We start from the raw sequence: 25,295 nt of genomic DNA on the forward strand, positions 1-25,295 counted from the left end.
TACGACGAGCTCTACAAAGACGGGGCTCTTGCCATCTTTGGACCGGGCACGGCCATCCCGACCGCGGGGCTCAAAATCCTAGAGATTCTGGAGCACCAGGCACCGCAGCCAGCACCCGTTGCGGTGGAAGCCGGGAAATCTCTTTAGCCGCAACGGAATCACGCCAAGAGAGAGGAGGTAACGAAGCATGCGCCCGCCAGCGATATCGCTTGATCAACTCGCATCCCTGCCTGCGGTTTACCGGGCGGTGATCCCACCTGCCTACGAGGACCGGCAAGGCCACATGAACATGCGCTGGTACCTGGCCCTCTACGACGAGGCGGGGGATGCGATGTACCCGATGCTTGGGCTCACCGCGGATTACTTCGCGGCGTCTGGCATGGGAGGCTTCGATCTCGAGCATCACCTCTGGTATCCCGCCGAAGTGCGCATCGGAGACACCGTGGAGATCAGAGTCCGCATGCTCGCGCGGAGCTTGAAGCTTTTCCACTATATGATGTTCATGGTCAACGAGACCCGCGGCGTGCTCTCCTCGCTCTTCGAGTGCGTGCACGCTCATGCCGACCTCAGAGCCCGTTGCACAGTCCCTTTCCCGGCTAAAGTGGCGGGCCAGATCGACGCCCTCATCGCCGCACACCGTGCGCTGACCTGGTCCGCACCGGTCTCGGGTTCCATGGGTGTCAAAGCAGCCTCCAGCGCGTAACCAGAGAACCATAAAGACGCACATTCCTGACAAATAGTGGGAGGGAACTATGAAGATTCGCTACCGCATAACAAAAAAAGCGGCGGCACTTCTGCTCAGAGCTGCGGATCAATCCTACAAAGCAGCCCTCGAGTCCTATCATTATGGGGTGCCCCATCTTCTTGTTATGCAGGCGCAGCGAAACGCTCGCGCAGGCGCGTTCAGCCATGTCCTCGCGCGGGCTCAGGTGCTGACCGCGCTGGCCGCTCAGACGTGCGACTCTATCCAGCCCCACGGGAGGCCTGGGCCGTGAGCCGCGCTGCAGATCGATGCCGGCTCTGGACGGCGACAGCGGTTTTGCTGACCACCTGCGGCTGTTCGGTGGCACCCGCTTTCGATGTCATGGGATCGCTGTTTCCGGCGTGGCTATTCTGTATTGCCGTCGGAGCGCTGCTCGCGGTTATTACCCGCTGGCTGCTGTTGAGATATCGGATCAGTCTGCTGTTTCCGATGCTGGCGTATCCATGCCTCGCCGCGGTTTTTACGCTTGCGATCTGGCTGGTCTTCTTCTAGTCACTTTCTAGTCGCCGGGAGGTTGAGGATGGCCGGTTTCGATTTCGGGAAGACAACGCACAGGCCCATCGAGCGCTGGACAAGCCTCGGCATTGTGACCGCTGCCGTGATCCTGGCTCTGGTAGTGCTTTGGCGTGCCGGTCACAATCCGCGCACGGACGATGCCGGGGTCTTTGCAAATCTGATTGGGATCGCGCCGCAGGTGGAAGGCCCCATCGTCGAGTTGCATGTGCGAGACAATCAGCTGGTCAGGAAGGGCGATCTGCTGTTTGTAATCGATCCGCGGCCCTATCGATATACGCTCGAGAAGGCGATGGCGACGCGGGAGGCCCTGGAAGGCCAGATCGGCGACGAAAAGCGCCGCATTGCCGCGCAGGTCAGCGGTGTATCAGTGGCAAAGTCGGGGATTGACGCGGCCGCGGCCGATGTGAACCGCTGGGCGGCGGCTGTGGAGCAGGCCCATGCCGACGTCGCGAATGCCGAGCAGGGTGTCGCCAGAATGAAGGCGGAGTGGGCGTATGCCAGCAACAATCTGCATCGCCTCGAGCCACTGCTGGAGAAGCAATTCGTCACAGCCGACCAGGTAGACCGTGCCCGCTCTTTAGAGGCAGCCCAGGCCCAGACGCTGAAGCAGGCCGAGTCTCAACTGCTGGTGGCGCATGCGGAACTCAAGTCGGCCGAGGCTCAGTATCTACATGCACAAGCACAACTCGAGGAAAGCCGGAGTCAGCACCAACAGGCACAGCACTCGGTTCTGACGCTCGAACCGCTCACCAGCCAACGCGGAGAGCGTGATGCGGAGATAAAAACCGCCCAATATAACCTGGACAATTGCCGGGTCTATGCGCCTTTCGATGCGCTGGTCACGAATCTGACCATTGCTGAAGGACAGTACGCGCACATCGGCCAGCAGGTATTCACGCTGATCGATGCGCGCACCTGGTGGGCGCTGGCCAACTTCCGGGAAGGACAGCTCCGCCATATCCGCCCCGGTATGCATGCCGATGTTTACCTGATGTCGAGACCCAATGAGCGCTTTCGCGGCATCGTCGAAAGTATCGGGTTCGGCGTCACGGCAGATCCCGATGTGATCGGCCGGCTCGGTCCGGGACTGCCCGATGTGCAGAGAACGCTCAACTGGGTGCACCTGGCTGCGCGTTACCCCGTGCGAGTTCGCGTGGAAAACCCTCCCCCAGACGTTCTCCGTGTGGGCCAAACCGCAGTCGTGACCATCCGCGAGCATTAGCCGTGGCTACCGCCGCCCTACCTGCAGCCCAGCCCAGCCCTATCGCATGGTTATGGAGATTTCTGCGCGACGAACTGGCGCCGTATCCGGGCAGGGGCGCTCTGGTCGGTCGCATGGCGCTCTCCGCCAGCATCGTCATGCTGGTGCATATGGTGTTTCAGATTCCCGACGGAGCTTACGCCACCCTGTATGCGCTCACTATCTCGCGGGAAAACACAGCTGCCACTCTAAAGGACCTGCGGACCAGCGTTCTGGCTTTTGCGGTCGCAGATGCCTATGTACTGATCGGCGCGACCCTCTTCGTCGGTGAGCCGGTTCTGCGTCTTGTCTGGGTACTCATCACCTTCTTTCTGATGTTCTGGGCGCTGAGTGCCGTGGCGAAATACTCGGCAGCTGTCCGCTTCGGCTATCTCCTGGTCATCACTATCTCGCTTTGGGATCAAATCATACCGGGAGAGCGGAAAGTCGTGGGCACTCTCTGGGCCATCGGGTCCCTCGCCCTTGCTTATGTCATCACCACGGCCGTCGAACTGATCTTTGTACGCATCTACGGGCTGGACAACATCACGAACTCCCTGGTCGAGCGCTTGGGATGCACGGCAGCTCAGCTCCGCAGCTGGTCAACGGGAGTCACAGACCCCGCGCGCGAACAGCAGTTGACCCGCTTGACCATTCTCGGAACCTCGCGCATGCGGCGCGAGGTGGCGCGTTCCGGCTATTCGCCCGACCTGACGCAGCAGATGGGCGCGGTCGTCTCATTGGTTGGGAGGCTGGTGGATACTGCGGCCAATCTGACGCACTTCCCTGTACAGATTCTGCAGGCCGATCCGCCGCGGCTCAATCGGCTGGCCAACAAAATTACAGAGCTGGCCGATCACCTGCTCCACAAAGGAGTCTCGGAGGAGCTGGACCTTTCTATTGAGGAGAACTCCGCCGCGACAGTGCCCCTGCTTCTGGAGATGGAGAGAACAGTGTCGCTCATCGGCGAAGTACTCAGCGGGACTGAATTCGTCGGAAGATATCAGCCGCTGCCGGAGACCGCAGCGCCGCGTAAGTCATTTCTGATTCCCGACGCCTTCTCGAACGAAAAGCACGTGCGCTTCGCGATTCGCGGCGGGCTGGCAGCCAGTGTCTGCTACCTGACCTATAATCTCGTTGCGTGGCCCGGAATCAGCACTGCGGTGACAACCTGTTTTTTGACCGCTCTCACGACCGTCGGCGCTTCGCGGCAAAAACAAGTACTGCGTTTCAGCGGTGCAGTCGTGGGTGGGGCGATCGTGGGATTCGGCGCGCAGATGTTCATTCTGCCGGGACTCGATTCCATCGCCGGATTTCTGCTCCTGTTCCTGGCCGTGACCATCCCCGCGGCCTGGATCGCGGCCTCGGGCCCACGGCTGTCGTATTTCGGTGTGCAGACCGCTCTTGGCTTTTATCTGATCAACCTGCAGGAATTCAAATTCCAGACATCTCTCGCCGTCGCGCGCGACCGCGTTGCCGGTATCCTGGTCGGCTTGCTAGCCATGTGGCTGATTTTTGATCAGCTCTGGGAGTCGTCGGCTTTGGCCGATATGGAGCGCAGCTTCGTCTCCAGCTTGCGACTCCTGAGCAAGCTGCTTAGGGAACCTTTGTCGCCGGATATCCATGCTGCGATCGAGAGGGTTTATTCGCTGCGAGAAAGCATCAACGCGAATTTCGATAGACTTCGCCAGGATGGCGACGGAGTGATGCTGGAATTCGGACCGAAGCGGGAACAAAATCTCGCTTTGAGGGCCCAATTAAACCAGTGGCAGCTTCAGCTCAGGATCATCTTCATCGCCCGGATCGCTTTACAGAAATACCGGTTCCGACTTCCCGGCTTCGAGTTGCCCGAGCCGATACTGAAGGCACAGCAGGTATTCGAGAACCGGCTCGCTGACCGGCTGGAAGCGATCGCTGGTCGGCTCGAGGGCAATGATGCTTCCAGTCCCGAGAATGGTCCCGAGAATCTCGTCCCTTTCCTGCCGTTGCTGGAAAAGGCTGTTCAGAATTGCTGTCCGGCGGAGCTGCCCGACCCCATCGCAGGCCGGAAGTATAGCTTCCTTCATCTCGCTCAGCGGATTGAATCGCTCTTGGGATCCCTGGAGCAGGAGGTGCTCACAATGTTTCCACGCACCTGAGACCCTCCCGCAACCGTTTTCTCTCTTCGTGTGGCGCAGTTGATGCGACGCCTGTTTGTGCAGGGCGCCCGCGCCGTCCTGCAGTTTAGACAGAAGCAGTCTTCCGGGCCTGAGCGCATGGTTGGTACAGCTTACAGAACGAACTCACTAATTGGTCTTCCAACTGTCGACCCATAGTAGCTACGGGTACCCTATTCGCATAGATAATCTGTCCTGCGGCATCGGCCACCAAGACGCAGCGGGAACGCTATCCACGATGCGACGATAGTCCGTTTCTTGCCTGGGTCCGTCGGGTCTGACGCTAGTTGGATCTTCAGCAGGTCGCTTGCGGGATCTTCCATGTTGCTCTCCGAGCAAAGAAGGGCACAGGAAACTGCCGCTGAACCCTACCACGATAGAGGGCACATCCTCTTCACGATGCCAAGATTCTTGCAAGGCAGTTGATGCGAACGCGACACGCCTACCGGCTTCGAGGCAACCAATTTCCTGAGTCTGTTGCAGTATGTACTGCTCCGTGCCATTGAGATTCAGAGGACTCTCGAAGGTGCGCAGGAAAATGCATTACATATTCTTGCTAGTCCGCCACCACGATCGTGTTTCGATCCAACGTGTTGGTGCCATATCGCGTATTGAGGTACTAGGAAGATGTAATGGGAATTGCATCGTAATCCTCGCTAAACTTTCATCGAACGTATGTGTTTAGACGAGGGTTTTATGAGCACCATGAATATTTGGGCAGACAAGAATACGTTCGCTGCTTCAGCTGCGGCTGACGTGACATCATTCGAATATGCGCTCACACGCACGCAAGGCGTCCTGAAGGCTGAAAAAGACAGGCATCAGCTCCTCCTTGATCTGACCAGCCAAATTGCATCCAACCTGGAGCTTCGTCACCTTCTTCGCGCCGCGTCGACAATCATTCGCCGTATTGTCCAGTGCGATGCTGTTGCCGTCCATCTGCCTGATAAAGAAAGCAGCTCTCTGCGGCTTTTTGCGTTTGACTCTAATGAACGCACGAGCATGGACGAAGGAGACGATGAGGGCCATCAAGGGAACGGGGGCGAAGAGATCTACGAAGTCTTCCGATCCAGAAAGCCGATTTTCAGTCGAGAGAGTACTGGATGCGTCTTGCCGCTTATCAGCCGCGACCGGGTATGGGGGGTTTTGGTACTCGACCGGCCCAATGAGCGGGCTTTCTTCCAGCAGGAAATAGATTTCGTAAAACAAATCGCCAACCAAGTGGCAATTGCAATCGAAAATGCCGTGGCTTATGCCGAAATCAAAGATCTGAAGGAGCAACTCTCAAGAGAAAAACTGTACCTCGAAGACGAAATCCGAAGCGAGCAAGGGTTTGAAGAGATCATTGGTCGCAGCGCTGCGATCCGGGCAGTGTTGCGCAAGATTGAAACAGTTGCCCCCACCGATTCCACCGTATTGATCTACGGCGAGACGGGCACGGGCAAGGAACTTGTTGCCCGAGCGATTCACGCGCGCAGTTCCCGCCATTCAAATGCGTTCGTGAAGCTGAATTGTGCCGCGATACCCACGGGCCTTCTCGAGAGCGAACTTTTCGGCCACGAAAAAGGGGCCTTTACGGGCGCTATCATGCAGCGGATCGGCCGGTTTGAACTCGCGAACCGAGGGACCGCATTTTTGGATGAGATCGGCGAGATTTCGCTTGAACTCCAGCCGAAGTTGCTACGCGTGTTGCAGGAAAAAGAATTCGAACGGCTCGGAAGTACGCGCACGATTAAGACGGATGCCCGCCTCATCGCTGCGACAAATCGAGATCTGGCAGCTTGCGTCCAAGAGCAGACATTTCGCGCGGACCTTTTCTATCGGCTCAATATTTTTCCCATCCATGTGCCTCCTCTTCGTGAACATCCCGAAGATATTCCTTTGCTCGTGAGGCACTTTGTACAGCACTTTGCGCGCCGGATGAGTCGCGCAATCGATACGATTCCATCAGAAACGATGGAGACCCTGGTTCGCCATTCCTGGCCTGGAAACATTCGTGAGTTGCAGAATGTGATCGAGCACTCTGTGATTCTCTCGCCCGGTCCGGTGCTCCGCGTGCCTCTTGCGGATCCTCATGCCAACAGGGTGCCTCTTGCGGATCTTCATTCCAACAGCGTGCCCAATCAGGAAGGTACCGGACGCAAGACTCTCAAGGAAGCTGAACGCGAACATATCCTCGCAACCTTGAAAGAAACGAAGTGGATTGTCTCCGGGGCAGCTGCGCGGCTGGGAATGAACCGCTCAACACTTCAGTTCCGCATGAGGAAACTCGGAATCGTCCGGCCCTACAGGCTGTTATGAAGTTGGGGACCGAGTTAGATTCTTTTCTGTGAGTTTGAATTTGTCCAGCATGGAGGGATGAGGAGTGGTCGTCGACGTGGTTATCCGAGCGATGTAACGGATGAGGAGTAGCAGTTTGTATTGCCTTACCTTCTGTTGGCCGCGAAGACAGTGTTCATCGGGAGCACGATTTGCGGGAGGTATTCAACGCAGTTCGCTACGTGTCGAAGACCGGTGGCGCTGGGTTCCAGGCGATCTGCCTCCCTGGGCGGCGGTCTATCAGCAGATGCGTCGCTGGCTCGCGGCTGGTTGTTTTGAGGCGCTGGTCGCCGACGTGCAGTTGATCCTGCGTGAGTCGCCACGCAAAAAAGGCCAACCCACCGCGGTCTGTCTTGACAGCCGCACGTTGCAAATCGACCCCTGAGTCGGGAGCGCGGGCTGGCTACGATGGAGCCAAACGGCACAAAGGCTCGAAGGTCCACATCGCGGTCGACACCCTGGGCCACCTGCTGGCGCTGAAGGTCACGGCTGCGGACCAGGGCGACCGAGCCCAGGTAGCTGTGCTCGCAGAACAGGTGCAGGAGGTGAGCGGCGGCACCGTCGAGTTGGCCTATGTCGATCAGGGCTTACACCGGCGAGACCGCTGACGAAGCCGCGCAGCAGCACGGAATCCGTCTGGAAGTGGTCAAACACCCCATGGCAAAGCGGGGCTTCGTGCTGTTACCTCGCCGCTGGGTCGTCGAACGCTCCTTCGCCTGGGCCGCCCGCTTCCGCCGCCTGGCCCGAGACTACGAACGGCTCGAAACCACCCTCAAAGAGCTCCACTACATCGCCTTCGCCACCCTCATGCGCGCCAGATTGCTCGAATGCGCACTTACAACTTCATAACAGCCTCTAGACCCAGTGATGCGCGCACCCGCCCGTGAATTACAAAAACGAATATTGAATAGACCGAATTCTGGTGGGCAGGGGGAGCCGGAATTATCGTGGCCCTTCCGCGAGAAGCGATGTCACCAGAGCGAGCCAGGTAGTTAATACACCACTCTGCAAGTCATGACTGAGAAGACAGATTTAAGAGGTTTCGTTCAGGGTTCGCCTCATCCTGCCTGATTGGCACATTCTGACGGACTTGGTGTTTCAGCCAATCCCATTCTAACGCGCCTTACTGGATTGAGTTTGACACAACTGAAGCAGACGCATTGGCTGGAAGTCGTAATTGATGAAGATAGGCCCACAGCGAAAGCTGCCTGGATAGACGACTGTGGCCGTGCTCTTCAAAACGGCGACACGTTCGAAGGTGTACGAGACAAGAGATTGTCACTTGGTATGGAGTTGGCGACACTCACTCGCCAAGCTACGTTCATTTTCCAAGGAATTACGAATGGCCTCTGCCGTGCACTCAGTTGGGTTCCGTCACGATTGCCAGCGATAGAGGGCCATCTCACCGCAGAGCGAAACAGCCAAAACATCCCATGTCCGGGCCGCGAATAAGGAGCGTAAGCAATGACACCTGTGGCAGAAGCCAAAGTACCGACGACACAATCACTGAGCGCATACGGAACTGCGAGGTCCACGATCCAGGGAGCGCCGCTGAATTCAGAGGAGTTGCGAAAGATAGATGCTTATTGGCGAGCCTGCAAATATCTCGCGCTCGGAATGATTTATTTGCAGGACAATCCTCTGCTACGCGAGCCTTTGAAGCCGGAGCACATTAAGAACCGTCTGCTGGGACATTGGGGATCAAGCCCCGGACTTGCCTTCATCTACGCCCATCTGAGCCGGCTGATCAAAAAGTTCGATCTCGACATGATCTTTATGGCAGGACCTGGGCATGGCGCCCCTGGCGTTCTGGGACCCTGTTATCTGGAAGGAGCCTATTCTGAAATCTATCCAGACAAGAGCGAAGATGTGCAAGGTCTGCACGATTTCTTCAAGCAGTTCTCCTTTCCCGGTGGAATCGGGAGTCATTGCACACCCGAAACTCCCGGTTCAATCCATGAAGGGGGCGAACTAGGATACGTGCTCTCCCACGCCTGCGGCGCCGCGTTCGACAATCCCGATTTGATTGTCGCTGCCGTTGTCGGGGACGGTGAATCGGAGACCGGCCCGCTGGCTACCTCCTGGCACATCAGCAAGTTTCTAAATCCGATTCGGGATGGTGCGGTACTACCCATCCTCCACCTGAATGGTTACAAGATCAATAATCCAACTCTGCTGTCGAGGATCACGCACGAGGAGTTGGAGAACCTTCTAAGCGGCTATGGCTGGACGCCACATTTCGTGGAGGGCTCAGACCCGGAGAGCATGCACCAGGCGATGGCGGTCACCATCGAACACTGCGTCAATGAGATCCGTACGCACCAGAAACAGTGCCGGAGCACCGGCGTGGCGGACAGGCCGCGCTGGCCAATGATTGTATTGCGGTCACCAAAGGGATGGACCGCGCCGAAGGAGGTAGGCGGTCACAGACTTGAAGGGTTCTGGCGCGCGCATCAGGTGCCGCTGACCGATGTAAAGAAGAATCCAGAACAGTTGCGGATGCTCGAAGCCTGGATGCGCGATCAGAAGCCCGAGGAGCTGTTTGACAAGACTGGCAGGCTCATTCCCGAGCTCAAGGAACTTGCTCCGACTGGCGCCCGTCGTATGAGCGCCAATCCTCACGCGAATGGCGGAATTCTCAAGCGGAACCTTCGCATGCCTGATTTCTGCGACTATGCGATCAAGGTCGTTCTGCCTGGAACTATCGAAACCGAGAATGTGCCCCCGCTGGGGGTTCTGCTGCGCGATGTGATGAAGCTGAATCCGGACAACTTCCGTATCTTCGGTCCAGACGAAACCACCTCGAACAAGCTGCAGGCAGTATATGAGGTGAGCAAGAAATTCTGGATCGCCGAGACCTTCCCCGAAGACCAGGACGGGGGCGAACTGGCGACAGACGGGCGGGTGATCGAGATGCTCAGCGAGCACACCATGGAGGGAATGCTCGAGGGCTACCTGCTGACGGGACGTCACGGCTTCTTCTCCTCGTATGAAGCGTTCGTGCACGTGATCGATTCGATGTTCAATCAGCATGCCAAGTGGCTGTCGATCTGCAACCATCTGTCGTGGCGACGGCCGATTGCCTCGCTCAACCTACTGATCACTTCTACGGTCTGGCGCCAGGATCACAACGGCTTCACGCACCAGGACCCTGGATTTCTGGACGTAGTCCTCAACAAAAGCGCCGCAGTTACACGCATCTACCTTCCCCCCGATGTCAACTGTCTGTTATCTGTGGCGAACCACTGTCTAAGAAGCGAGAACTACATCAACGTAATCGTCTCTGACAAGCAACTCCATCTTCAGTATCTGAATATCGATGCCGCAATCCAGCACTGCACAAAGGGCATCGGGATCTGGGACTGGGCGAGCAACGACCACGGCGTTGAGCCCGATGTCGTCTTCGCTTCAGCCGGCGATATTCCCACGCAGGAAGCCCTCGCGGCGACAGTCTTATTGCGTGAAGAGTTCCCCGACCTGAAGATTCGGTTTATCAACGTGGTCGACCTGTTCAAGCTGCAGCCGAGCACCGAACATCCTCATGGATTGACGGATCGCGACTTCGACTCGCTGTTCACCACCGACAAACCGGTCATCTTCAACTTCCACGGATATCCCTGGCTGGTCCACCGCCTCACCTATGGCAGGGCGAACAAGAGCATTCACGTTCGCGGCTACAAAGAAATAGGCAACATCAACACGCCGATGGAACTGGCAATGAACAACGAGATCGATCGCTTCAGCCTGGCGATCGACACCATCGACCGCGTACCGGCGCTGCAGAAGATCGGCGGCCAGGCGAAGGAGAAGTTCCGCAACAAGCAGATCGAGTGCCGCGCTTACGCATACAAGCACGGTATCGACGCCCCTGAAATCACCGGATGGAGGTTCCCGCACCCTTCGGCCTGAAGACAAAGGGTGCGGCGGGGCGGCCGGCAGTTTAATCGACCGCCCCACGTGCCTACTTCGCACAAATGCGACGCCGGCGAGCGGCGTGAAAGGACTTCTATGAGCGCAGTGATTGACTCTCCAATCGCCCCCAGATTGCAAACCCCGGCACCACCAACCATAGAGACGCTGAGCATCAATGCCATCCGCACACTCTCTATGGATGGCGTGCAGGCGGCCAATTCGGGACACCCCGGAACTCCGATGGCGATGGCTCCGGTGGCCTACACTCTCTGGCAGCAGTTCCTTCGCTTCGATCCGCAGGACCCAGTGTGGCCGAATCGCGATCGCTTCGTGCTGTCGATCGGGCACGCGTCGATGCTGCTCTATTCCCTGCTTCACCTCACCGAAGTGCGCGCAGTCAGCAAGGATTACGAGACATTGGGCGAAGTCTCAGTGCCACTCGACTCCCTCAAGACGTTCCGGCAACTGGACAGCCGCTGCCCGGGACATCCGGAGTATCGCTGGACGTCGGGCGTCGAAACTACAACAGGTCCCCTTGGCCAGGGCGTGTCGACCAGCGTGGGAATGGCTATCGGCGGACGATGGCTGGCGGCGCGCTACCACCGGCCCGGCTTCGAGGATCTCTTCGACTTCAATGTCTACGCGCTCTGCGGGGATGGCTGCATGATGGAGGGCATTTCCAGCGAGGCGGCATCGCTCGCAGGGCATCTGCAGCTTTCGAACCTCTGCTGGATCTATGACAACAACCACATCACGATCGAGGGCAACACTTCCCTCGCCTTCACCGAAGACGTGGCTACACGCTTCATCGGATACGGATGGAATGTCACGCGGGTAGGCGACGCCAACGATATCACCATGCTGGCGCGCGCCTTCCGCACCTTCCAAAGCACAAAGGACCGTCCGACGCTGATCATAGTCGACAGCCACATCGGATATGGGGCACCGCACAAACAGGACACCAGCGGAGCGCACGGCGAGCCGCTGGGAGAGGAAGAGGTTCGCCTCGCCAAGCGCAATTACGGCTGGCCGGAAGACGAAAAGTTCTATGTGCCAGACGGAGTCTACGATCACTTCCGCCAAGGCATCGGAAAACGCGGTAAGGAACTGCGCGATGCATGGTTTGCAAAGATCGCTGAATATCGCAAGCAGCATCCCGATCTCGCCGAGGAACTGTATCGCATGCAGCACCGGCAGCTACCGGAGGGCTGGGACCGCGATCTTCCGGAATTTCCAGCGGACCCACAGGGATTGGCGACGCGCGAGTCCTCGGGCAAGGTGCTGAACGCGCTGGCCAAGAATATTGCTTGGCTGATCGGCGGGTCCACCGATCTCGGTCCCTCGACTAAGACTCGCATCACGCAGGAGGGCGCGGGCGACTTCTTGGCTGAGAACTATGCGGGACGCAATTTTCACTTTGGCATCCGCGAGCATGCCATGGGCGCCATCCTGAATGGGCTCAGCCTAGTAAAGGTGCGGCCCTACGGCTCGGGATTCTTCATCTTCGTCGACTACATGCGGGGCTCCATGCGGCTCAGCGCGCTGATGGAGCTTCCGGTGACCTACATCTTCACTCACGACTCGATCGGCGTGGGCGAGGATGGCCCGACTCACCAGCCAATCGAACAGCTTGCGCACATGCGCTCCATGCCGGGGCTGATCACGATCCGCCCGGCGGATGCGAACGAGGTTGTGGAGGCCTGGAAGGTCATTCTGCAACTGCATCACGAGCCTGCTGTGCTGATACTCACCCGCCAGGCCGTCCCGACGATCAACCGTTCCAAGTATGCTCCCGCAGCTGGACTGGCTCGCGGAGCTTATGTGCTTGCCGATGCCGCAGGCGGCGACCCTGAGATCATTCTCATTGGCACCGGGAGCGAGGTCTCGCTGTGCCTCGAGGCTTACGAGCATTTGATGAAGGAGGGAGTGCGGGCGCGCGTGGTGAGCATGCCGTCGTGGGAGCTGTTCGACGATCAGGACAAGGGCTACCGCGAGTCGGTCCTGCCTCCGCACGTGAAAGCGCGTGTTTCGGTGGAGCAGGCTTCCGACTTCGGCTGGAGCAAATACACTGGCAGCGAAGGTGCCAACATCTGCATCGAGAGCTTTGGTGCTTCCGCGCCGCTCAAGCAGCTCTTGAAGAAATTCGGCTTCACTACGGACAAGGTGGTCGCGGCTGCGAAGAGCCAGGTCGCGCTGCACCCTGCGCACGATGAAGGGGGCAAACGATGATAGTGGGCGTTGGCGCAGATCACGGTGGCTTCGAGATGAAGCAGGAATTGGCCAAACTGCTGGCCGGAGAAGGGCACGATGTACTCGACTTCGGTAACAAGACATACAAGGGCGACGACGACTATCCCGATTTCGCAATTCCCCTCGCCCGCTCGGTGGCAAGCGGCGTGGTCGAACGCGGCATCTTGGTATGCGGCAGCGGCGTGGGAGCGTCTGTGGCCGCGAACAAGGTTCACGGCGCGCGGGCAGCGCTATGCCACGACGAGTTCACAGCGCGTCAGGGCGTGGAGGACGATGCACTGAATATTCTCTGCTTCGGCGGTCGAACCACGGGGACAGCCGTAGCGTGGGGTTGTACCAGGAACTTTCTGGCAGCGGAGTTCAGCGGCGCGGATCGGCACCAGCGGCGGCTCGCCAAGGTGACTCAGCTTGAGGAGGAAGCCTTTGCTCCGTCATCCTCCACAAGGTAACTCCGAAGAAATCAATCTAACGACTGGAGACTGCAAGATGACTCTGCTTGAATCTTTGAAAAGATACACGATCGTTGTGGCCGATACCGGCGACATCGAAGCCATTGCGAAGCATAAGCCTCAGGACGCCACCACGAACCCGTCTCTTCTCTTCCATGCTGCACAGATGCCGGCATACCGGCACTTTGTGGATGAGTGTGCAAAGATTGCAGGAAAAGTCGGTGGCGGCCACGAACGGATGGCAGAAGAATTCATTGATCGTCTCTTCGTGATGTTTGGATGCGAGATTCTCAAGGTTGTCCCGGGCCGCGTGTCAACGGAAGTCCCGGCCCGGCTCAGCTTTGACACGGCAGGCACCATCGAGAAGGCCCACAAACTGATCTCACTCTACAAGGAAAAGGGTGTAGACCAGGAGTGCATCCTCATCAAGATCGCCAGCACCTGGGAAGGCATTCGCGCCGCCGAGTTACTGGAGAAAGAAGGCATCCACTGTAATCTGACGCTACTGTTCAGCTTTGCCCAGGCGGTCGCATGTGCCGAAGCCGGGGTGAGGTTGATTTCGCCCTTCGTGGGTCGTATCTACGACTGGTACAAGAAGGAGCACGGCGGCTCCGAGATTCCTGCAGATCAGGATCCCGGTGTAGCATCGGTCGCGCGAATCTACAACTACTACAAGAAATATGGTTACAAGACGCAGATTATGGGCGCGAGTTTCCGCAACGTAAATCAAATCATTCGCCTCGCGGGATCTGATTTGCTGACCATCAGTCCTGAGCTTCTGGGGCAGTTAGAACAGCAGGAGGGCACAATGGAGCGGAGTCTGAGTCCGGAAACGGCGAAGGCTAGCCAAGAAGAACGTCTCCATCTGGACGAGAAGAGCTTTCGCTGGATGCATAACGAGGATGCGATGGCCACAGAAAAACTGGCCGAGGGGATCCGCAAATTCAACAGCGACGCGCGCCATCTGCAGGAGTTTGCGCTGTCAACCGTTGCCCAAAAGATCGCATAACCCACCCAATTGTTCCGAAGGAGTTCAGCAATGAGCACAGTCCGCGCCGTACTTTGGGACATGGATGGAACACTGATTGACTCAGAGGAGTTCCACTGGATCTCCTGGCGGGACACAATGGCGAATGAGGATATTCCTATCACTCGCGAACAGTTTCTTGCTTCTTTCGGACAGCGAAACGATTCGATCATCCCGCGGTGGCTTGGTGCTGCGTCGACTCCGGAACGCGTTGAGAAAATCTCGTCCGCGAAGGAGGAACTCTATCGCGATCTGATCCGCAAACATGGCATGAAGCCGCTGCCCGGTGTCGCGACCTGGCTTCATCGGCTGCATGAAGCGGGATGGCTGCAGGCGATTGCTTCGGCCGCGCCGCGCGAAAACATCGACGTGGTGCTCGAAGCGTTGTCGGCCACGCATATCTTTCAGGGCATCGTGTCAGCCGAGGATGTGCATCATGGCAAGCCCGATCCGGAGGTGTTCTTGGTTGCGGCCTCGCGGCTGGGCTCTCCGTCGGAGAGGTCGATCGTCGTGGAAGATGCAGTTGCCGGAGTGGAAGCGGCGCGGCACGCAGGGATGCACAGCATCGGCGTCAGCCGCAACGGAAAGCATTTGCCCGCCGATATTGTCGTGCAGTCTCTCGAACTGCTCGATCCGAACGCATTCGAAGCGCTTTTGATTACCAGCCCTTCCCAAAAAGGAGTTGAGGAGAAACAGAAATGAAAAGAAAAGCGGCAATCTGGATCATGATTTTGGCGTGGCCAGCCCTCGTTACCTTCGCGCGCGCTCAGGCCAGCGCGCGCCCGGTGCAAACCACAGAGCAGTCCGCCCTGCCGTCGGCTGGAAATGCGGACAAGAATCTGCAGGAATACATCGAGCTACTGCGCTCGGACATCCGACAGCGCAAAGCGGAGGTGATGGCGCAAATGATGCAGCTGAGCGCCGCCGACGCGGCGAAGTTCTGGCCGATCTACAACCAATACGACTCCGAGCTAAACAAGCTGAGCGACCTGAGAGTAGCGAACATCGAAGAGTACTCGCGTACGTACACAGAAATGACGAACGACAAGGCAGACGAGCTGATTCGGAAGGCGCTGGCATATCACAAGCAGCGCTCCGAACTGATTGCAAAGTACTATGACCGGGTCAAAGAGCAATTGGGAGCAATTACGGCGGCGCGGTTTATCCAGGTGGAAGACCAGCTGCTCCTGATCATCGATTTGCAGATCGATTCTTCACTTCCGATTGTCGGACAAAGCTCGTGACACCGTATAAAGGAGACCTACAAATGCGAAAAAGAACGATCCCGAGAATGGCGCTTTTGGCCGCGCTGGCGGCTGGATCTTATGGATGGTGTACAGGCTCAGCCTCTCTGCGTGCGATTCGCGTTTACGCCATGTCCTTCGCTGCGCAGGCTCAGCAGAATCCGAAGACTATTTTAGTTCCGGCCGGAACGCGCATCCTGGTCCGGATGGTGGACTCGGTAGATTCCACCAGACAAAACACAGGATACAGGTTCATCGCGACGCTCGAGAGTAATCTGCAGGTCGGTGACGTTGTAGTAGCGCCGCGAGGCACGACAGTCTACGGGCGGCTCGTTTCCGCGTCCTCTGCGGGCAGATTCGCAGGTAGTTCTCAACTGACGCTGGAACTGACCGATATCTTGATCCACGATACCCTCTACCCGCTTCAAAGCAGCGCTTATGAGATCAAGGGCAGCGGGGAAGGCAAGCACACGGCGAGAGACGTGGTCGGCGGAGTCGGACTTGGCGCGCTGATAGGCGGGCTTGCGGGCGGAGGCAAAGGCGCCGGAATCGGGGTGCTCGCGGGTGCCGCGGGCGGCACGGCCCTTGCCGCTACGAAGAAGGGCGAGCAGATTTCCATCCCAAGCGAGTCGCTGGTGGAATTCCGGCTTGAGCAGCCGGCATCGCTGCCGTTGCTGAAGTAACGCAAACCGAAGACCGTCGATACCACTCTGGCATAGATCATGAAACTCGGAAAATCATCGTGGGAATGCCTGCTGGCCGGAGTATTTGTTTGTGTGATTCTGCTCGCAACGGCTGCGGCGGAGGGCCAGTCGCCGGATTCGCAAGAGTCCCGGAACCGGTCCGCCGCCGAACTGGGCAAGCAGGTTGCGAATCCGCTCTCCGACGTCTGGCTGAATGCCATTTGAGCAGAATAACAACTGGATCGGTATGCCGCAGAAACAGGGGGACCGGGTCCCGAGCGATCTATTTTTTTAGCCGCTCATACCTCTCAGGCTGACTGGCGACTGGAAACTCGTCACGCGTCCCGTGCTGCAGCTGTTCAACTTCGAGTACGTGGGCCCGGCGGGACAATCCTGGCGCACAACGGGCTTCGGTGATATGGTCTTCGCGTTTGCGCTTTCGCCGCCCCGCCGCCGTTCAAGGGACACGTGTGAACACGACGATCGATCTCGGGGCTACCTGGTAGCTCATGTGCTCAACTGATACGCCGCGGTCTGAGAAATCATCGGGACTCGAGAGCCCGGTGTCCACGACTCTCCTCCATTCCCGCGCTGTGCCCTCCTGAATGCTGAAGGTGAGTGGCTCCCAATAGGCATTGATCATGACGTAGATATCGTCGTCTTTCTGCGACGCCCCGTGAAGGCAAAACGCCAGGCTGTGCGCGTCGTGAGACAGATCGACTGCGCGACCGGTGCCGTACCAGGACACGTCTTCGCGCCAGAACCTGCTGCGGCTGAGCGATGGATGGTTCTTTCGGAAAGCAATCATCCCTTTGAAGAAGCGGAAGATATCCTGATTTGCGCGAAGCTGGTTCCAGTCAAGCCATCCGGTCTCATTGTCCTGGTTGTAAGGATTGTTATTGCCGTGCTGGGTGTTCAGAAACTCGTCGCCGGCCCGGAACATCGGCACTCCGTTGGACAGCAGGAGAAGGCAGCAGAAATTCTTGACCTGCTTTCTCCGCAAGGCGAGTACGCTTTCCGGAGCACCTTCGTCTCCCTCGTGGCCGCAGTTCCAGCTATAGTTGTCGTCCATCCCATCCTGGTTATTATGTCCATTCTTCCAGTTATGTTTCCGATCATAGGAGACAAGATCGTACAGCGTGAAGCCGTCGTGAGAAGTTATGTAGTTCACGCTTTGATAGGCGTGATAAGCTTCGGCGCGGCTATCCGGGAATAAGTCGTCGCTGCCATAGATGCGTCGCATCAGGTCGGGAACCAGCCCCGGATCACCCTTCACGAAGCGGCGAATATCGTCTCGGAAACGCCCGTTCCATTGATGCCAGGTCACGCCGGGGAATCCACGGCCGAGTTGATAAGCCCCGGTGTCCCAGGGCTCGGCGATGAGACGAATCTGTCCTAACTCCGGATCGGCGGCAAGTTCGTTGAAGATGGGCGCATCTCCGCAATTGAGTGAGCCATCGGCGTTGCGGCTGAAAACTGAAGCGAGATCGAAGCGGAAGCCATCGATGTGCATTTCCCGGCGCCAATAGCGCAGGCTATCCATGACCAGCTTGCGCACGTGCGCCTGGTCAAAGTTCAAGGTGTTGCCTGTGCCGGAGTAGTTGGCATATGGACTTGCAGGGTCCGAGGAGCGCATGTAATAGCCTGGGCCGTCAAAGCCCTTGTAACTGTAGATCGGTCCGTTTTCGTCACCTTCGCTGGTGTGGTTGAATACCACGTCGAGCACCACTCCAATGCCAGCGCCGTGCAAAGCCTTCACCATGTTCCTGAATTCAAGATGCTGCTCGTCATCGCGGCAGCAGCTCGCATACTGCGCATGGGGTGCAAAGAAGTTCAGAGGCATGTAACCCCAGTAGTCGCCTTCATGCGGATCGCGTTGAAAAACAGGCATCAGCTCGACAACGGTGACCCCAAGCTCTTTGAGATATGGAATCTTCTCTACAAGGCCCGCATACGTGCCGGCCCGCGAAGAATCCACACCGGAGTTTGGATTCTGAGTGAATCCCTTCACGTGCAATTCGTAAATAATCGCGTCGGACTCGTGATGCTGTAGCTGATCTCCTTCCCAGTCAAACAATGCGCGGTGCGCCGCGAGCGCGCCCAAAGGCGCCCCTCCTGCATTCGATCCCTCACGTATGGCCAGCGTTCGATCGAACCCGGACGGGAAGAAAATGCATTTCGCGTAAGGATCGAGGAGGATCTTCTGCGGATCGAAGGTGTGAAGTGGAAGCCCCGTTGGTCCGGATACGGAATAGGCGTAGTAGCAGGCCTCCCCCATATCGGCGACGGGTATCCTGCAATGCCATACCCGCCCCGACTTATTACGCAAAAAATCGAAGCGATAGGTGTAGACCGGATTCACCAGATCGGTCGCGGAATAGAGCAATAACGTGACGCTTTCCGCATGCTCCGAGTAAACAGCAAAGTTGAATGCCTGCTCACTTTCGATCCACGTGACACCGTGCGGCAAAGGAATGCCCTCTGCCCGCGCCCAGTTAGAGCGTTTCGCAACGGTGACCACCTTTTCTTGTGCTGCGTCGGCTGGGGAGTCCATGACGGGAATCAGAGGAATATTTCGAGATGTTCGATCACAACTGGCAGCGCGAGACTCACAAGAATCGATGTATTGGTGGGTATAGCCATTCGTCCAGCATCCACTTCATCACGAACTAGTTCCGGCATCCCTTTCTCGCGCGTCGCGACAGACTTCTTGTGATCGGTAGCAACGCGGTTAGGCGTCTTATGAATCTGAGCGCGAACGGATGCGTTCGACTTAGGTGTCTTGCTCTTCATTATAGTGCTCTTTTCTTTCCTCGCTATTCCTAGATCAACCATTCATTTTACCAACGCTGTGCGCTGGAACACTATCCGCACTACGGACCGCTGCGCGGAGCCGGTCCATAACAATTCCCACACCTGCGCCTTCACCAAAAACCGCTGACCCAGCAACAAAGACGTTGGCTCCGGCAGCAGAAGCCAATGGCGTAGTTGCCGTATCAATGCCGCCGTCGACCTCTGCTTCACAGCTAACGTTGATATGGTCGATCATCTGCCTCACTCGTTCGATCTTTGGCAAAGTGCTGGGTAGGAAGTGCTGGTGTCCGAAACCGGGATTAACCGTCATGACCACTACCAAATCAACCTCAGGTATGATTTCTTCCAGCACAGCAGCAGGAGTGGCAGGGTTGATAACCACCCCCACTCTTTTACCAAGCTCCTTAATTCTCCGAACGGTGCGATACAGGTTATTGTTTCCTTCCCAATGGACGAGGAATCAGCCTCGGCGAACTCTTCGAGGAACAAGTCTGGATTTGAAATCATCAGGTGTGTTTCAAGTGGAAGGTGAGTGACGGCCGGAGGGACTCTACAATCGGCACTCCCATCGAGATGTTTGGTACGAAATGCCCATCCATCACGTCGACGTGAATCCTGTCGGCTCCGGCTTTCTCGGCTTCAGCCACTTGTTCTCCCAGGCGTACGAAGTCAGCCGCCAGGATCGACGGAGCCAGCTTCACTGTGGCTTCGCTCATCAACTCATCTCCTTCCCTCTTTACAGCAGTTACGCGGCGGATTTCTGGTGGGCTTCAAAAATTCCCACGAACTCCTTATAGCGGCGAGCAATCTCGGCTACTGCCGCTTCCCGCGTCATCTTTTTTCCTCGCCAGTCGACTAGCGGATCCCAGAAGCTTGTACGGCCGACTGCGAAACCAATGAAGCCCGGAACCGAAGCCGCAGTCGTAAGCCACTCATGGACTTTCGCATCGTTTTCACCGCGCCCAAGAATGATGCAGCCGACAGCGCTGCGGTCCTGCCGACGGGCAGCCGCCACTACTTTCTCGCAGTCCTCACGGCGATCCAGACCCTCGATCTTCCAAACGTCCGGCTCGACCTGCGCATCCTGCAATTCCTCGATGCTTTGCACCATAAGACTGGGACGTAGTTCCAGATCGTAAGCTGCCTTGTCGCCGTTCAGTCTGTCGAGCTGGGCCTTCTCTGCCGGCACAAGCAGTTCGAACATGAAGCGGCTGCGCGTCTTGCCACTATGTAGATAATGCGATAGGCGCTTCAGACGCGCAGCTTGTCTCTTGTTGAGCCCCTTATCCCCTTCCGGGTTGTACCGCACCAGAACTTTGCAGAAAGTAGGATGAAACGCTTCAATGTGGCTGGCGAAGTCCTCACCGTACTCGAAGTCGAATTCGTCCTGACCGCTCTTCTCAGCCGAGCAGGAGGTTGAGAATCCTTCGGCGCTGGCGTCGCGCAGAACCTCGGCGCCGAACTGCTCGTCAACCAGAATCCCCGCTTTTTCTTTAGGCACACCATCAGAAATCGCTCTTCTAAATGCATCGTAGATCACGCGTTTTGCTGCAGCGATTTCGGCGGTTTGTTCTGCGCTCAATACACCGTCCCATCCGAACATCTTCTTCTGAAATGAGCCGCGGTGATCGAAGGGCAGAATGTAGAGGGGGTTGTTAAAGCCAAGACTTGTCATGTTATCTCCTTTGGTCGAATAAGTGCTCAATGAAATGGTGAGGCTATCGTGCGCGAGTGCGGGCTCTTGCCTGCTCTCGAGTCCGATGCCACTTCCATTCGGCTTTGGCGTTTTCTGATCGGTTTACAGCGGCTGCAGTTCGCTTGAAAGAGTTCGGCTGGGCGGCTTCTTTCCACAAGCGAAAGCCGCCCGTAAATGGATTGTTGTTGTCACCGGTTCGGCATCTTGGGGGCAGGTCTTTCAGTTCCTTCGCGTTGCCGCCTGCTAGCACTATTTCATCCGGCTCGACGGCGGCGCCCAGCCGCGCTACCACATCCGCCACATGTCGACGCCACTTCTTCTTGCCCTGCTTTAACAGCGCCTGATTGCCCACATAGCTCTCATACGCGCGCTTCTTGTAAGGGAGATGGCCCAATTCCATTGGCTCGACGATGCCATCTACGATCAGACTCGTTCCGAGTCCAGTTCCCAGGCCCAGGAAGAGCATTCTCCCTCGTCGGTAGCTGCCCAGACCCTGCATGACCGCATCGTTAACAAGCTTGACCGGGCAACCAAATGCGCCTCTGAAGTTAAAGCCAACCCAGCCGCCTCCCAGATTGCAAGGCTCGGTGACTAGCCGTCCTCGCAGCACCGGGCCGGGAAATCCGATCGAGACCACGTCGTATTTCCAATCCTGGATAATCTTCTTCACCCCCGCCACCATTTGCTTCGCAGTCAGCTTCGGCCCCGACACGAACTTCCTCGGTTCGCTCTCACCGCTAACCAACACCTTGACGTGAGTTCCACCAACATCAATGACCAGCACCCTCACGAATACTCCTCCGTATGCTGAACGCCTGGTTGAGTCCAGCATCTCCTCAAGAATTCGATAACCCGTATTCAGCAGCTCCCGCCAACCCCGCGGGTGTGACGACCACGTGGATCGGGATGCGCCCCATGAACTCGGCAAAGCGCCCCTTGCGCTTGAAGCGCTGCATAAAGGCTGGTTTCTCAATCACTCGCAGGGTGTGTACAGCGACGCCACCGGCCAGGTAGACACCGCCTGTTGCCAGAAACTTGACTGCAAGATTGCCCGCCTCGCTGGCCAAAATCGAAGCAAAGAGATCGATGGTAGCCGCGCACAACTTACTTGGGTTTGAGGAGTTTATGGCCTCTTTGATAATCACGAACGACGGATCGGCCGCTGCCTCAATCTGCCTGACAATGTCCGGCTGTTCCGCCAGACTCCCGCCGACTCCTACGCTGAACGCGTCGAGCCGGCGAAGCTTTAAAAATTAGCCTTGTGTCGCCGCAGGCTCTTCCTGATGCTGGCAAATCAGCAGTGTGAAGACAGCGGTCAACAACATGAAGACCAGCGCTTGCACCAGGCCTACCAGCAACTCAAGAAAATAAAACGGAATCGGTAACAACCAGCCCAGGTGGGGAACCAGCATGGACATGGTGTCCAACATGTTTTCCCCAGCGAAAGTATTTCCGTAGAGACGAAAACTCAGGGAGACCGGCCGGAACAAGATCGAGATGATCTCCAGGCAGCCCGAGGCAAAGAACACGACCACCATGATGAGCTTCATCGGCCCGCTGGTGTTGCCTTTGGGCGCAAACAACTCTTTGAGAAAGCCAACGGGGCCGATTTCCTGCAGCGCCCAGACCAGCCAGCAGGCGAAGAAGACCAGCGCCATGGCAAGTGTCAGGTTGACGTCAGCGTTGGCACCACGGAACAAGGGATGATCGATGACGAAGCCATGAGGACTCGCATGTCCCCAGCCAATGGTTCCTACTCCGGGAATCAACCCCATCCAGTTCGCGGAAAGGATGAAGATGAAGATGGTCGCGAAGAACCAGAACGTCCGCTTCACCAAGCGCGGACCGATTATGCCTTCTAGAAACGTATGTAGTCCCTCGACCAGCCATTCCCAAAAGTTCTGGACTCCATTGGGAACCATCTTCATTTGCCGTGTAGCGATCTGAGCGAAAACGATGAGGCCCGCTGCGACAATCCAGCTGTCAACCATGGAGTTCGTGATGGGGAAGCCGAATGGTCTGACTATCTCTACAGCTTTTTGCGATGGCCCCTGCTCATTCGGTTCCTGGTCGATCGCATTAGAGTGAACCATGCCGGAAGTACGAGTCGAGATTGCCCAAGCATTGACACTTGAAACGTGGTTCACGCCTGGGCAAAGGAACAGAGCAATAAGAAGCAGCCGTAGCCTCTTTGCTCTCAACCTGGGCAGTATTGATAGAGTCAGCATTCGATCATCCCTGTCCTTAGGCAGTTCCTCTCGGCTCATCACTTTTACCTTCTGTCCTCTATAGAGCACTCGGAGCACCAATTCGAATCGACACATGATGGTCGCGGGCAAGTCTCTCCAGGAAGGGGATTAAAGGTGATTCCTGATCATGAGGAATCACCTTTCGCAAATTCACCTTTACCACCCGCGAATGACGGCAATTTGTCAGATGACCAGCGCGTCACCAATCCCACCCAAGAAATATGCTCGAACACACTACTACATGACTCTGGAAAACCTGCTGTGTGTTATGTGCGAGAAGGGATTGTCCGCGATACGCAGTGTTCGACTACGGTTCGAGCGGTTAGTTGATATCGAGTAATCTTCTTGAGGTTTTCGTCAGTTGATACAACCAGGAGAAGACGTCAGGCGAAAATTCCTCTTCGGTATAGCGCCAGCGCCAGTTCCCGTCAGCCCGCCCCGGCACATTCATGCGAGTTGTGCCTCCCAGATTCAACAGATCCTGCAGGGGTGCAATGGCGAGTGCTGCCCTCGACGACCAGGCTAGAGTAATCAGCCCTGGCGCTGCATCCCCACTCTCACCCGGCGGCTGCTTGAGGTAGCTCCACAGGTTCCGCCTCTGCTGCTGGGGCAGTTCCTCATACCACTGGCGAGTCGTGGCATTGTCGTGCGTACCTGTATAAACGACCGTGTTGGGAATGTAGTTATGCGGCAGGTATGGATTGTCCGCATGACCGTCGAAGGCAAATTGCAGAATTCGAGTTCCAGGCACCTCAAATTGGTCGCGCAACATTTGCACGTCAGGTGTGATAATGCCCAGGTCTTCGGCAATAAATGGTAAGCGGCCGAACTCACTCTGCACACACTGGAAGAAGGCGGCGCCGGGCCCCGGAATCCATTGCCCGGACTGCGCCGTAGGCGCTCCGGCTGGGACATGCCAGGCAGCTGCGAAGCCGCGGAAGTGATCCAGCCGGATCAAATCCACATGCGCCAGCAGCGCGCGCAACCGGTCGATGCACCAGCGATATTCGGTCGAACGAAGAGCATCCCAGTTGTAGACAGGATTGCCCCACAATTGGCCTTGCGCACTGAAGTAGTCCGGAGGAACTCCAGCAACGAATCTTGGACGACGATGTTCATCCAGGAGAAACCATTCAGGGTTGGCCCACACGTCGCTCGAATCCGGGGACACAAAGAAAGGCAGGTCGCCGATCAGAGCTACGCCCTTGCTGTGAGCGTATTCCTTCAATCTGTCAGCCTGCCGGACGAGCAGGAACTGCCCAAAGCGAACCTGGTCGACTTGACTCGCCAGCTCTCGCCGCGCATCTGCAAGAGCATCCGGTCTGCGCCGAACTAACTCTGCAGGCCACTCCAGGTAATAGGAGCCTCTGTATTTGAATTTTAGAGCTCGGAATAAAGCATAATCCTCAAGCCAACCTGCGCTTTCAGCGCAGAACTCTTCGAAGGAACGCGCAAATCGCTGCGTTCCCCGACTCTAAAGTTCGTCCACGCCTTTTCGATCAAGCGGTTTTTGAATGGCGCGACGCGGTCGTAGTCCACCATGTTCGCAGGGAAGTCCGTCTCACAATCGCTCGCCTGCAACAGCCCATCCGATATGAGACATTCAGGACTAATGATCAGGGCATTTCCTGCAAAGGAAGATAATGACTGATAGGGTGAGTTCCCATAGCCGGTTGGACCAACCGGCAACGCCTGCCACCACTGTTGGCCGGCTTGATGAAGATCATCGATCCAGGAAAGAGCTGAGGGCCCGAGATCGCCAACGCCGTACGGGCTGGGTAGAGATGTAACATGCAGCAGCAGGCCTGAGGCACGGTATCGAGGTGCAAAGGGAGGGAGCCGCACTTCTCCACTGGCCTGCGTCATTGCCCAGTACCCACGGAACCCAGAGCACTATTGACGATCTCCTGAGCCTCACTGACGATCCTGTTCAGATGTGTCTCGCTCTCGAAGCTCTCGGCATAAATCTTGTAGATA

The 25,295-nt window shown here is 57.1% G+C and carries 21 protein-coding genes and 3 pseudogenes; 15 read left to right on the forward strand and 9 right to left on the reverse strand.

What is annotated here, in order from left to right:
* Positions 1 to 187: 187 nt before the first annotated feature.
* The 15 genes and pseudogenes from Q363_RS22315 to Q363_RS40935 all read left to right on the forward strand — a co-directional run bounded on the left by Q363_RS22315 (position 188) and on the right by Q363_RS40935 (position 16,784).
* Entirely contained in the window at positions 188 to 703 is a 516-nt protein-coding gene (locus tag Q363_RS22315) for a thioesterase family protein (protein ID WP_035354986.1), read from the forward strand.
* Between the two features lie 49 nt (positions 704 to 752).
* Positions 753 to 995, forward strand: coding sequence for a hypothetical protein (locus tag Q363_RS22320; protein ID WP_035354989.1), 243 nt, complete (start codon positions 753 to 755; stop codon positions 993 to 995).
* Positions 992 to 1,255 carry a YtcA family lipoprotein gene (locus tag Q363_RS44525; RefSeq protein ID WP_035354991.1) on the forward strand — a complete coding sequence of 88 codons (264 nt, stop codon included), beginning with the start codon at positions 992 to 994 and terminating at the stop codon, positions 1,253 to 1,255. The genes Q363_RS22320 and Q363_RS44525 overlap by 4 nt, the downstream gene beginning before the upstream one ends.
* A gap of 28 nt (positions 1,256 to 1,283) precedes the next feature.
* Positions 1,284 to 2,501, forward strand: a complete 1,218-nt coding sequence (locus Q363_RS22330) for an efflux RND transporter periplasmic adaptor subunit (protein WP_035354994.1) — start codon at positions 1,284 to 1,286, stop codon at positions 2,499 to 2,501.
* A gap of 2 nt (positions 2,502 to 2,503) precedes the next feature.
* On the forward strand, positions 2,504 to 4,657 hold the full coding sequence (locus Q363_RS22335) for an FUSC family protein (RefSeq protein ID WP_157467354.1): 2,154 nt from the start codon (positions 2,504 to 2,506) through the stop codon (positions 4,655 to 4,657).
* A gap of 714 nt (positions 4,658 to 5,371) precedes the next feature.
* A complete protein-coding gene (locus Q363_RS22340) occupies positions 5,372 to 6,976 on the forward strand; it encodes a sigma-54-dependent Fis family transcriptional regulator (RefSeq protein WP_245632393.1) in 1,605 nt (534 codons plus the stop codon).
* 120 nt (positions 6,977 to 7,096) lie between these two features.
* Positions 7,097 to 7,843 (forward strand): annotated as a pseudogene (locus tag Q363_RS22345) (IS5 family transposase).
* A gap of 615 nt (positions 7,844 to 8,458) precedes the next feature.
* Positions 8,459 to 10,903 (forward strand): phosphoketolase family protein, encoded by a 2,445-nt coding sequence (locus Q363_RS22350; protein WP_035355000.1) that lies wholly within the window; start codon positions 8,459 to 8,461, stop codon positions 10,901 to 10,903.
* A gap of 99 nt (positions 10,904 to 11,002) precedes the next feature.
* A complete protein-coding gene (tkt, locus tag Q363_RS22355; RefSeq protein WP_051979150.1) occupies positions 11,003 to 13,135 on the forward strand; it encodes a transketolase in 2,133 nt (710 codons plus the stop codon).
* A complete protein-coding gene (locus tag Q363_RS22360) occupies positions 13,132 to 13,605 on the forward strand; it encodes an RpiB/LacA/LacB family sugar-phosphate isomerase (RefSeq protein WP_035355003.1) in 474 nt (157 codons plus the stop codon). Before tkt ends, Q363_RS22360 begins: the two co-directional genes overlap by 4 nt.
* A 37-nt stretch (positions 13,606 to 13,642) precedes the next feature.
* Positions 13,643 to 14,614 carry a transaldolase gene (gene tal, locus Q363_RS22365; RefSeq protein ID WP_035355006.1) on the forward strand — a complete coding sequence of 324 codons (972 nt, stop codon included), beginning with the start codon at positions 13,643 to 13,645 and terminating at the stop codon, positions 14,612 to 14,614.
* Between the two features lie 30 nt (positions 14,615 to 14,644).
* Positions 14,645 to 15,334, forward strand: a complete 690-nt coding sequence (locus Q363_RS22370) for an HAD family hydrolase (protein WP_051979151.1) — start codon at positions 14,645 to 14,647, stop codon at positions 15,332 to 15,334.
* Complete coding sequence (locus tag Q363_RS22375; RefSeq protein WP_035355009.1) at positions 15,331 to 15,876, forward strand: hypothetical protein; 546 nt, start codon at positions 15,331 to 15,333, stop codon at positions 15,874 to 15,876. The genes Q363_RS22370 and Q363_RS22375 overlap by 4 nt, the downstream gene beginning before the upstream one ends.
* A 23-nt stretch (positions 15,877 to 15,899) precedes the next feature.
* Entirely contained in the window at positions 15,900 to 16,559 is a 660-nt protein-coding gene (locus tag Q363_RS36580) for a hypothetical protein (protein WP_157467356.1), read from the forward strand.
* Between the two features lie 39 nt (positions 16,560 to 16,598).
* Positions 16,599 to 16,784 (forward strand): hypothetical protein, encoded by a 186-nt coding sequence (locus Q363_RS40935; protein WP_157467358.1) that lies wholly within the window; start codon positions 16,599 to 16,601, stop codon positions 16,782 to 16,784.
* A gap of 232 nt (positions 16,785 to 17,016) precedes the next feature.
* Here Q363_RS40935 and Q363_RS22385 read toward each other — a convergent pair whose 3' ends face one another.
* The 9 genes and pseudogenes from Q363_RS22385 to Q363_RS45620 form a co-directional block, all read right to left on the reverse strand.
* Positions 17,017 to 19,113 carry a glycogen debranching protein gene (locus Q363_RS22385; protein WP_051979153.1) on the reverse strand — a complete coding sequence of 699 codons (2,097 nt, stop codon included), beginning with the start codon at positions 19,111 to 19,113 and terminating at the stop codon, positions 17,017 to 17,019.
* A gap of 8 nt (positions 19,114 to 19,121) precedes the next feature.
* Positions 19,122 to 19,352, reverse strand: coding sequence for a hypothetical protein (locus tag Q363_RS22390; RefSeq protein ID WP_035355011.1), 231 nt, complete (start codon positions 19,350 to 19,352; stop codon positions 19,122 to 19,124).
* A gap of 34 nt (positions 19,353 to 19,386) precedes the next feature.
* A pseudogene (rpe, locus tag Q363_RS46655) lies at positions 19,387 to 20,089 on the reverse strand (ribulose-phosphate 3-epimerase).
* A gap of 29 nt (positions 20,090 to 20,118) precedes the next feature.
* Positions 20,119 to 21,048, reverse strand: a complete 930-nt coding sequence (locus Q363_RS22400) for a 2-deoxy-5-keto-D-gluconate 6-phosphate aldolase domain-containing protein (RefSeq protein ID WP_035355012.1) — start codon at positions 21,046 to 21,048, stop codon at positions 20,119 to 20,121.
* Between the two features lie 43 nt (positions 21,049 to 21,091).
* The gene (locus Q363_RS22405; RefSeq protein WP_211256298.1) at positions 21,092 to 21,859 is read right to left on the reverse strand and encodes an ROK family protein; all 768 of its coding nucleotides are present in this window, start codon (positions 21,857 to 21,859) and stop codon (positions 21,092 to 21,094) included.
* 46 nt (positions 21,860 to 21,905) lie between these two features.
* Positions 21,906 to 22,271 (reverse strand): glucokinase, encoded by a 366-nt coding sequence (locus Q363_RS22410; RefSeq protein ID WP_084080649.1) that lies wholly within the window; start codon positions 22,269 to 22,271, stop codon positions 21,906 to 21,908.
* 51 nt (positions 22,272 to 22,322) lie between these two features.
* Positions 22,323 to 23,408 (reverse strand): F0F1 ATP synthase subunit A, encoded by a 1,086-nt coding sequence (atpB, locus tag Q363_RS22415; RefSeq protein ID WP_211256299.1) that lies wholly within the window; start codon positions 23,406 to 23,408, stop codon positions 22,323 to 22,325.
* Between the two features lie 232 nt (positions 23,409 to 23,640).
* Positions 23,641 to 24,720 (reverse strand): annotated as a pseudogene (gene malQ / locus Q363_RS22420) (4-alpha-glucanotransferase); the annotation flags it as partial.
* Entirely contained in the window at positions 24,699 to 25,184 is a 486-nt protein-coding gene (locus Q363_RS45620; RefSeq protein WP_211256300.1) for a 4-alpha-glucanotransferase, read from the reverse strand. The gene Q363_RS45620 and the pseudogene malQ, both read right to left, overlap by 22 nt.
* Between the last annotated feature and the right edge of the window lie 111 nt (positions 25,185 to 25,295).

It is taken from the genome of Edaphobacter aggregans DSM 19364 (assembly GCF_000745965.1).
In the GTDB taxonomy this organism is placed as follows: Bacteria; Acidobacteriota; Terriglobia; order Terriglobales; family Acidobacteriaceae; genus Edaphobacter; species Edaphobacter aggregans.